The organism is Roseococcus pinisoli, assembly GCF_018413645.1.
In the GTDB taxonomy this organism is placed as follows: domain Bacteria; phylum Pseudomonadota; class Alphaproteobacteria; order Acetobacterales; family Acetobacteraceae; genus Roseococcus; species Roseococcus pinisoli.
In genome coordinates, this window is the sequence record NZ_JAHCDA010000005.1 from 294,705 (window position 1) to 303,016 (window position 8,312).

General features: G+C 63.5%; 9 protein-coding genes. 3 read left to right on the forward strand and 6 right to left on the reverse strand.

Going from position 1 to position 8,312, the window contains the following annotated elements:
* Positions 1–4 precede the first annotated feature (4 nt).
* The 6 genes from KHU32_RS22070 to KHU32_RS22095 form a co-directional block, all read right to left on the reverse strand.
* A complete protein-coding gene (locus KHU32_RS22070; RefSeq protein WP_213672335.1) occupies positions 5–1,207 on the reverse strand; it encodes an NAD(P)/FAD-dependent oxidoreductase in 1,203 nt (400 codons plus the stop codon).
* The gene (locus tag KHU32_RS22075; protein WP_213672336.1) at positions 1,207–1,512 is read right to left on the reverse strand and encodes a non-heme iron oxygenase ferredoxin subunit; all 306 of its coding nucleotides are present in this window, start codon (positions 1,510–1,512) and stop codon (positions 1,207–1,209) included. The genes KHU32_RS22070 and KHU32_RS22075 overlap by 1 nt, the downstream gene beginning before the upstream one ends.
* The gene (locus KHU32_RS22080) at positions 1,512–1,946 is read right to left on the reverse strand and encodes a Rieske (2Fe-2S) protein (protein WP_249681498.1); all 435 of its coding nucleotides are present in this window, start codon (positions 1,944–1,946) and stop codon (positions 1,512–1,514) included. The genes KHU32_RS22075 and KHU32_RS22080 overlap by 1 nt, the downstream gene beginning before the upstream one ends.
* Entirely contained in the window at positions 1,943–3,055 is a 1,113-nt protein-coding gene (locus KHU32_RS22085) for an amidohydrolase family protein (protein WP_213672337.1), read from the reverse strand. Before KHU32_RS22085 ends, KHU32_RS22080 begins: the two co-directional genes overlap by 4 nt.
* Complete coding sequence (locus KHU32_RS22090) at positions 3,055–4,122, reverse strand: amidohydrolase family protein (RefSeq protein ID WP_213672338.1); 1,068 nt, start codon at positions 4,120–4,122, stop codon at positions 3,055–3,057. Before KHU32_RS22090 ends, KHU32_RS22085 begins: the two co-directional genes overlap by 1 nt.
* A gap of 74 nt (positions 4,123–4,196) precedes the next feature.
* Positions 4,197–4,868, reverse strand: coding sequence for a TetR/AcrR family transcriptional regulator (locus KHU32_RS22095; protein ID WP_213672339.1), 672 nt, complete (start codon positions 4,866–4,868; stop codon positions 4,197–4,199).
* Between the two features lie 112 nt (positions 4,869–4,980).
* Here KHU32_RS22095 and KHU32_RS22100 point away from each other — a divergent pair, with 112 nt between their 5' ends.
* From KHU32_RS22100 to KHU32_RS22110, 3 genes are all read left to right on the forward strand, one after another.
* Positions 4,981–5,946: a Bug family tripartite tricarboxylate transporter substrate binding protein gene (locus KHU32_RS22100; protein ID WP_213672340.1), complete on the forward strand. Its 966-nt coding sequence runs from the start codon at positions 4,981–4,983 to the stop codon at positions 5,944–5,946.
* A gap of 444 nt (positions 5,947–6,390) precedes the next feature.
* Positions 6,391–7,380: an amino acid ABC transporter substrate-binding protein gene (locus tag KHU32_RS22105; RefSeq protein ID WP_213672341.1), complete on the forward strand. Its 990-nt coding sequence runs from the start codon at positions 6,391–6,393 to the stop codon at positions 7,378–7,380.
* Positions 7,381–7,777: 397 nt separating this feature from the next.
* Positions 7,778–8,128 (forward strand): hypothetical protein, encoded by a 351-nt coding sequence (locus KHU32_RS22110; RefSeq protein ID WP_213672342.1) that lies wholly within the window; start codon positions 7,778–7,780, stop codon positions 8,126–8,128.
* Positions 8,129–8,312 lie beyond the last annotated feature (184 nt).

The window sequence follows — 8,312 nt, forward strand, 5'->3', positions numbered from 1 at the left end:
ACGATCAGCAGAGCTGGCGAAGCGCCACCGAGGGATCGAGCAGCCGGTTGCGCTGGATCGGTTTCTCCGCGGCGATAATCCGACGTAGGGGCGTTGCCTCGCGCCCGTTATCGATCAGCACGGCGCTGTGGACTCGCTCCTCAGGATCGACGCCGAAGTAGATCAGCCGGCCTCCATCTTCGCGCTCCAGCCATTCGAGTGCGGCGCTATGCGTGCCCAGGATCTGGACATTGCGGCCGTATTGGTCGGTCCAGTGCCAGGGCAGCTCCGCATAGGGTTTCTGTTCCCCGCAAAGGGCATTTGCGACTGCTACAGGCTGGTGCTGCGCGACCTGCCATGTCTCGAAGCGGACGTGCCGGCCGGCTCCCCTTTGCCAGATCCGCGCCACCTCTCCGGCTGCGAAGACATGCGGGTGCGAGGTGCGCCCGTCAGCATCCGTTAGGATGCCGTCGTCCACGGCAATGCCGGCATCGAGCGCAAGCTCCATGTTGGGTATGGCGCCGACGGCGACGAGAAGCAGATCGGCCGATACCTCGCCCTTTCCGGTTACAAGATGGATTGCATCGGGTTGTGGCCGAATGGCGGTTAGCGGACAGCCGAACTCGAGCACGACGCCGGCCGCCCGATGCCAGGCCTCGATCCGCGCGCTGACCGCCTCCGGCACGCAGCGCGCCATGGCGCGCTCTCCCATCTCCAGCACAGTCACCGCACAACCGAGCTGGATGGCGGCCGCCGCGACCTCAAGGCCGATGAGCCCAGCGCCAGCCACGACGAGCCGCAGTCCCGTCCGCAGCCGCGCTCGCAGCGCCCTGGCATCGGCAATGCTACGGAGCGTCAGCACGCGCGGATCGTCGGCACCGGGAATCCGGAGGCCTCGTGCCCGTGCCCCAGTCGCGATCACCAAGGAATCGTAGGCGATGCACTCCCCCGCCGCCGTCTCCAGGCGTGCCGCACCGAGGTCGATCCTGGTCACCTTTTCTCCAAGCCGGAGCGCTATCCGCTGCGCCTCGTAGACCTCGGCAGCGCGCTGCATGAGGCCGCGCGGACGCTCCTCACCCAGCAGGACCTCCTTCGAAAGCGGTGGTCGGTCGTAAGGCGGCTCCGTCTCCTCGCCGAGCAGAAGGATCTCACGCTCGGCATCCAACCCACGAAGTAGTTCCGCCGTACGGCGGCCCGCCTGACCGGCGCCGATAATGGCGGTCCGCATCAGAGCTGGAACTGCACCACGCCGCCGTCGATGCGCGTGGGATAGATAGCCAAGTCGACCTCTGCTGGCTCGTCCAGTGCCTTGCCGGAACGGATGTCAAAACAGGCCTGATGCAGGGGACATTCGATCTTCCCCTCCTCGCAGAAGCCGTCGGAGAGCAACGCGTATTCATGCGTGCAAACGTCGCTGATAGCGTAGAAGCCGTCGGCGAGACGGAAGACCGCGACGCGGTCCTCTCCCACCTGAACCACCTTGGGCACGTCCATCTCGAATTCGCCTTCCGGCGCCACGTCGTGCCACGCCATCACTTCATCTCGATCAGCACGTATTGACCTTCCACCGAAACCGGGAACGTTTCCGCCACGAAGGGCCCTTCGGCCAGCTCCGCGCCGTCCTTCACCGTTACGGCATAGGAGCGCGCCTTGATGCTGTCCGGGTCGCAGTAGGACTGTCCGGTCCGGATATCGAACTCCCAACCATGCCAGGGGCATTGCAGCATCTCGAAGGGCCGCGAGCGTTCGTAGACACCGGGTTCCTTGGAACGGATCAGACCTACCAGCTTGCCATGACACAGACTGCCACCTTCGTGCGGGCAGACATTGCTGATGGCGAAGTACTCGCCATCCACGTGGAAGAGCGCGATCGGCCGCCCCTTCACCTTCACAAGCTTGCTGCCGTTCTCGGGAATATCTCCAACCTTGGCGACGACATGCCGCGTCAGGTTCGCCGCCGCGCTCATACCAGCCGCTCTCCGTAGATCGCCTCGGCATTACCTGCGAAGACACCGCGCTTCTCGGCCTCGCTCATCCGAATCTTGAAGGCGTGGCGGGGATCGTCCGAATCCCAATGCGGATAGTCGGAAGCGAAGACAATCTTGTCCCAGCCCATCCAGTCGAGCATCTGACGCAGCTGCTCCGGCTTCTCCGGCTCTTCCATGGGCTGAGTCGTCCACCAGAAGTTACGGCGGAGATACTCGGACGGCTTCATCTTCAGGTGCGGCACCTCGCCGCGGAAGCGCTCGAAGAGCCCGTCCATCCGCCAGCCGAGCGGCGCGGCCCAGGCGAAACCGCCTTCGACCACCACGATTTTCAGATTCGGGAGGCGCTCCGTCACGCCCTCGATGATGAAGCTGGTCACCATGGCGTGCAGGCTCATGGAGACGGCCTGGTGCTCCTCGAAATAGAAGGATGGCCCGCCGCCGGCCGTCACCGCGTGGCCGTTATTGCCCGAATTGTGCAGGCCAAGCGGGAAGCCATGATGGGCAGCGGCCTCGTAGATGCGCCAGTAGCGCTTGCGACCCAGCGGCTCGATGGGTCGCGTCACCAGCGCGACCTGCGCGAAGCCCTTCATCTTCGCGCAGCGCTCGATCTCGGCGACGGCGCCGTCAGCGTCCTCAGCCATGACGGTGATAGTACCCTTGAGGCGCGGCTCGGGCTCGATCCACTCCGCCACCTGCCAATCATTGATGGCGCGGCAGACGGCATGGGCGCAGTCGATATTCCGTTCGTCCAGTGCACGCGGAAAAAGCGGAAAGAGCATCCCGCGATCGATGCCGTTCGCGTCCAGGTGCTGGCGCTGCATCATCGCGAGATCCGAACCCGGCGGACTGCCATCCTCGGGCCAGGCGTCGCGGCGGGCGAGTTGCGGTGTGGCCTTGGGGAAGGCGGTGGACGAGACAAAGGCCTGGCGGAAGCGTTGGCCGAAGCTGTCCAAATGCTCGCGCCAGCGGGCCGACATGTAGGGGTGAAGATCCTTCATGGAGCGCACGGTCGGGTGGATGTCGCAGTCCACAAGTTTGATCGCGGCATCTTTGGACTTCGAGGGCGTTTGAAGCGTCGAGCTACTCATCACACAGCCTCCTTCAGGCGCGGATAGGTGGCGAGAGGCGTCTCCCGTAGGGCCTTGGCGAGCAGAGAGGCCGGCAAACCACGCGTGGGATCATCGCCGTCGAAGCGCCAGTGCGGGTAGTCGGTGGAAAAGAGAAAGATGTCGTCAGCCTCAATCTGCTCCAGCAACTGGTCGAGCTGTGTGGGATCCTGCGGCAAGTCCCAGGTCTGCAGCGAGAAGCGCACGCGATCGCGTACAATGGCCGCCGGCGAGGCATCTACCCAGGGAATCTCCTTGCGCATGCCGCGCCACATTTTGGTCCCGCGCCAGAAGAAGCTTGGCAGCCAGGCGATACCGGATTCCAGCAGAACAACCCGAAGCGCCGGGAACTTGGTGAAAACACCTTCGGCAATCAGGCTGAGGAGCTGGCTCTGGAACGTCAGCGTGAAGCTGCAATGCTCCTCGTAGAGCGTGGAGGGCCAGCCATTGGCTGTCGGAGCGTGCCGCATGGCGCTGCCGGCATGAATGGCGATGGGCAGACCGTGCTTCTCGGCGGCCTTGAAGATGGGCCAATGGTGGCGCTGCCCCAGCAGCGCCTCGTGCGCGCCCAGGACCAGGATCTGCACGAAGCGGCGGTCCGGCGCCCATCGCTCGATCTCGTCCACCGCGAGCTCGACGTTCTGGATCGGAATGACGATGGAGGCGCGCAGCCGATCATCCTTGTCGAGCCATTCGGCTGCCATCCAGGCATTGGTGGCGCGACAGATCGCGGCGCTGAGGTCGGCGCTGTACATGGCCGGACCGCCGTAGAGGCAGTTAAGGACGCCATGGCTGATCCCGAAGGCATCCAGCGCCTGGGACTGCATGTCGGCGAGCGTGGAGCCCGGCTTGCGGCCAGGGACACGCCAGTCGGGCCGCGCGCTGATGGGTGCGTTGGGGGGATAGTAAGCGAGGTCGAGCCCATCCACGCCACGGGCGTCGATCACTTCCTGCCAATGCGCATCGAAGTAGGGGAGCAGTGCCTTCATGCCAGGCACCGCAGGATGGATGTCGCAGTCGATCAGACCGGTGGCGGCGATATGCCCCATCCGAGAATCTCCCTGGATAAGCGCGGATTGGTCCGCTCCAATTTTCCGGAGGCTATAAGTTCAAAACTTACGAGTCAATAAGTTTCAGGGGCGCCGACATCAAGCCCATTGCGCTTCGCAGCCATTCCCCAGCTGCGCTCGATCAGATCGAGCTGAGCGGCATAGTGCTGTGACAGTCCACTAAATCCGCCGCTGTCGCGGGAGATATGAACGGCATAGAGGAAGCAACTGGCCATCAGGCGACCGAGCTGCTGGCATGGGGCCTCTGGCCGCAGCTCGCCCTCGGCTACGGCCTTTTCCATGCCGATGATCGCGCTGGCCTGAATGTCGCGGCGAAAAGCTACGATCCGCTCACGCATCAGGTCATCCAATGCCTCGCCCTCTGCAGACAGGCGGGTGATGAGGCTCCAGGAATTGCCTTCATTTCCCTGAGGATTGAGGCGGGTGAAGGCTTCACGATTGAACGCGACTGTGGCCTCAACCTTCGCCGCAAGGCCGTTGGCGGCGGTCCAAATGCCGCGATACCTCCCACCGACCTGCTCGATGTAGTCATGCATCACGGTCGCGACGAGACGCGCCTTCGGTCCGAAATGGTAGTGGATGTTCGTTGTGGTGATCTCGAGCTCCTGCGCGATGTCGCCATAGCTCACCCCACGATAACCCCGCAGCATCAGCAGCCTCGTGGCCACGCGCTTGATTTCATCACGCATGGGCACCCGGCTGGGCATCTCCACCTGCTCGCTCATCTGGCATCCCCCCCCCGCATTCGGGCAATAGTCTTGACGCATAAGTAAGTGCCGGGCTTCATCAGGCCAACAAGCGGCGGAAGCGCCGATAATTGTCCGGAGGAATAGTCCCATGTCCTTGATCCTATCACGGCGCGCGAGTCTGGCAGGCGGCCTCGCCACTCTGACCACTCCAGCGCTCGCGCAATCCCGCTTCCCCGAGCGCCCACTGCGCATCATCGTCCCCGTCGCCGCCGGCGGCATCTCCGACACGATCTCCCGTTACCTCGCGGAGACCTTGCGTCCCGATCTCGGCCAGCCGGTCGTTGTGGAAAATCGGCCGGGTGCGAATGGCATCCTGGCCAGCGAGGCGATCGCTCGATCGGCGCCGGATGGTTACACGATCGGCTACATGCTCTACGCCGCGATGACGCTGAACCCGCTCCTAATCCCGAGCCTATCCTACCGGATGACGGATTTCCTGCCGCTCACGCCGACCTTCAAGGCACCGATGGTCTTGGCGGTCGGCAGGAACGTTCCGGTGAACAATGTCCGTGAGTTCGTCGACTACGTGAAGCGCCAGGGCACGCTCAGCTACGGCACGCTCGGTCAGGCAAGCACAGGGCAGATCCTGATGGAGATGCTGCGTGGCCTGACCGGCATCGAGCTGGAGAATGTCGGCTATCGAGGCGAGACGCTGGCAGTGACCGACATGATCGGCGGCAACCTGCCCGCCGTCTGCATCTCCACGATGAATGCGCTGGAGCAGCATCGCGCGGGCAATGCGAAAATCATCGGGATCTCCACCCCCGAACGTTTGCCCGCGCTGCCAGATCTTCCCACTTTCGCCGAAGCGGGCTTCCCCATCGATTACAGCTATTTCCATGGGCTTATGATGCCGGCCGGCACGCCGCTTCCTGTTGTCGAGCGTCTACATCGCAGCATTGGCGCTGCCTTGCAGAGTCCAGAACTCCGTCCACGCCTCACCCCAGACATGCAGCCCTTCGTCCTTAGTCCTGTCGAGTTCTCAGCCATGCTGCGTCAGGAAAGCTCGAAGCTCCGGGAGCTCGTGCAGGCGCGTGGGATTCGCTTGGAATAAAGAAACGCCGGTTAGGAAGCGGGAACTGGCCGCCCCCGTGATCAGTAAACCAACACTTCGCTTGAGCCGCCTGACTAAGCTGAAGGGGGCTTTTCAAGTTGATCTCACTGGCATGACCGCGGACTGGTTGCTTTCGGCATCATCGGGCGACCATGGTGAGGTCTTTTCAGAGCGCAGAGCGGCGGGATTTAGCCGACGCCCGTCAGGCAGGTTCCAGGCGGTGGTGATGGGTAGCGGTCGCCTATTCAAGCCTGGTTCCGCAATGTCTGGGTCTCCGCAATCCCAATCCGGTTCAATGTAGGTCTAAGGTGGCCCTAGTGATGCCACCTGCCGCGTGGGAGAGCATGAATGATAACCGGTTTAGCCAGTCCGTTAGCGGTTGCCACGAGACTTCGGGCCTTGGCTGGATTGGGCCGGCGCTGCATAGCGGTCCTGGGGTTGGGCATGCTCGCGAGCATCAGCTTTCCTGCAGGCGACGGCGCCCATGCGCAGGGGTCGCCGACTTTGGCAGCGATCCGCGCCCGCGGCAGCGTGATCTGCGGCGTGCAGTCGAATAATCCCCCCTTCTCTCTGCCAGACAGCCGCGGGGTCTGGCGCGGAATGGACGTCGACTCCTGCCGCGCGCTGGCAGCCGCTGTGCTCGGCGATCCCGAGAAGGTCAATATTCGCCCTATCACGGGGCTGACCCGGTTCCCCGCAGTCCAGGGCGGCGACATCGATGTGTTGTTCGGCAGCACGACCTGGACCACGACGCGCGAGACACAACTCGGCTTGATTTTCGCCGCCACGAACTTCTTCAGTGGGCAGGGCTTCCTGGTGCGGCGTTCGCTCGGCATCTCTCATCTGACCGAGTTGGACGGTGCGACCGTCTGCGTTCCGCCGGGATCCACCACCGAGGTCATCCTGCAGGAATGGTTCCGTGCCCACCGGCTGGCCTTCCAGCCCATCCTCATCGACGATCCGAACGAGATCATCCGCGCGTTCCTGGCTGGGCGCTGCGATGTCTACACCCGCGACATGACAGCTCTATCCGGCTTTCGCACATCGCAACCCAATCCGGACGATTTCCTGCTGCTGCCCGAGAACATCACCATGGAGCCGTTGGGGGCCTGGATCCGCAAGGGCGATGATCAGTGGCTCGACGTGATCCGCTGGACGCAGTTCGCCCTGATCTGGGCGGAGCAGCAAGGCGTGACAGCCGCAACGGTCGACAACCCAGGCGCAGCGCCATCGTCCGACGTCCGGCGCCTTCTGGGCGAGGGTGACATCGGGCCCACCATGGGACTTGATCGCCTTTGGGCGGCGAGAGCGATCAGGGCCGTTGGCAACTACGGGGAGATGTGGGAGCGCAATGCCGCGCCCTACGGCTTGTCGCGAGGGCTGAACCGCCTCTGGGATCAGGGCGGCCTAATGTACTCGCCACCGCTCCGCTAGGCATGGGCGAGCATGTTTGGAATCGGCAGCACTTCGTGAAGAATCCAAGCATAGGCAAGCACGTGGTGAGGCTGAATCCGCGGCAGGCCTGGATCAACACGACTGTGCCGCAACTGGCTATTGTTGATCCGGAGATCTGGAGCTCGGCCCAGAACCGCCTGGCAGCTACGCGACTCAAAAGACACGGCGGATGCGATGGATCCCGCATCGATCAATCGAGTGGCTCGCCTTGCCGCGGCTCGGCGGCCGACTTGGCTGCTGTCTGGTTTCGCCCGCTGCGGCGTGTCCAACGGCTGGATGTCGGTGATGGGGAGTAAGAGACGGTTGGGTTTGCGAACCACGTCGAACGCGGCACCTGATCCAATCCGCGTATCCTGCAGCGCGACTTTAGTGGGTCTTGGCGGGCCTCAAGGAGCGGCTGCTGGCTTCCGAGCTCATCGAGGAATTCGCCCGCGTGTATGTCGCCAAGGTGAGCACGGCCAACCGAGATATCGGTGTTCGCCGGGCAGGACTTCAGCAGCAGCACGCAAAGCTGGGCCGACAAATCCGCAACCTCCTCGAGCTCCTCAAGGACGGCCACGCGGCGCTGCGATGGCCGAGTTCCGGCAGATGGAGTGGCGGCAGGAGGAGCTGGCGCGAGATCACCGCGGCGGGGACGCCGGCGGTGGCTCTGGTTCTTTGTCTGAACTTGTCGGCGCTCTACCTGCGTCGGACGAAGCTTGGGAGGAGGCGCTGGCCGAACTTTTAATGGCGACCTTGCGGCGTTCCTTCATTCCTCGGGCCGGCCGTTGTCTGGCGCGCCCCCCAAACAGCGAAACGCCCGCTGTCTTTGGGGACAGCGGGCGTTCTGGGTATGGGATCGCGGTATTGGGAGTATGGGATGCGGGGACAGGATTTGAACCTGTGACCTTCAGGTTATGAGCCTGACGAGC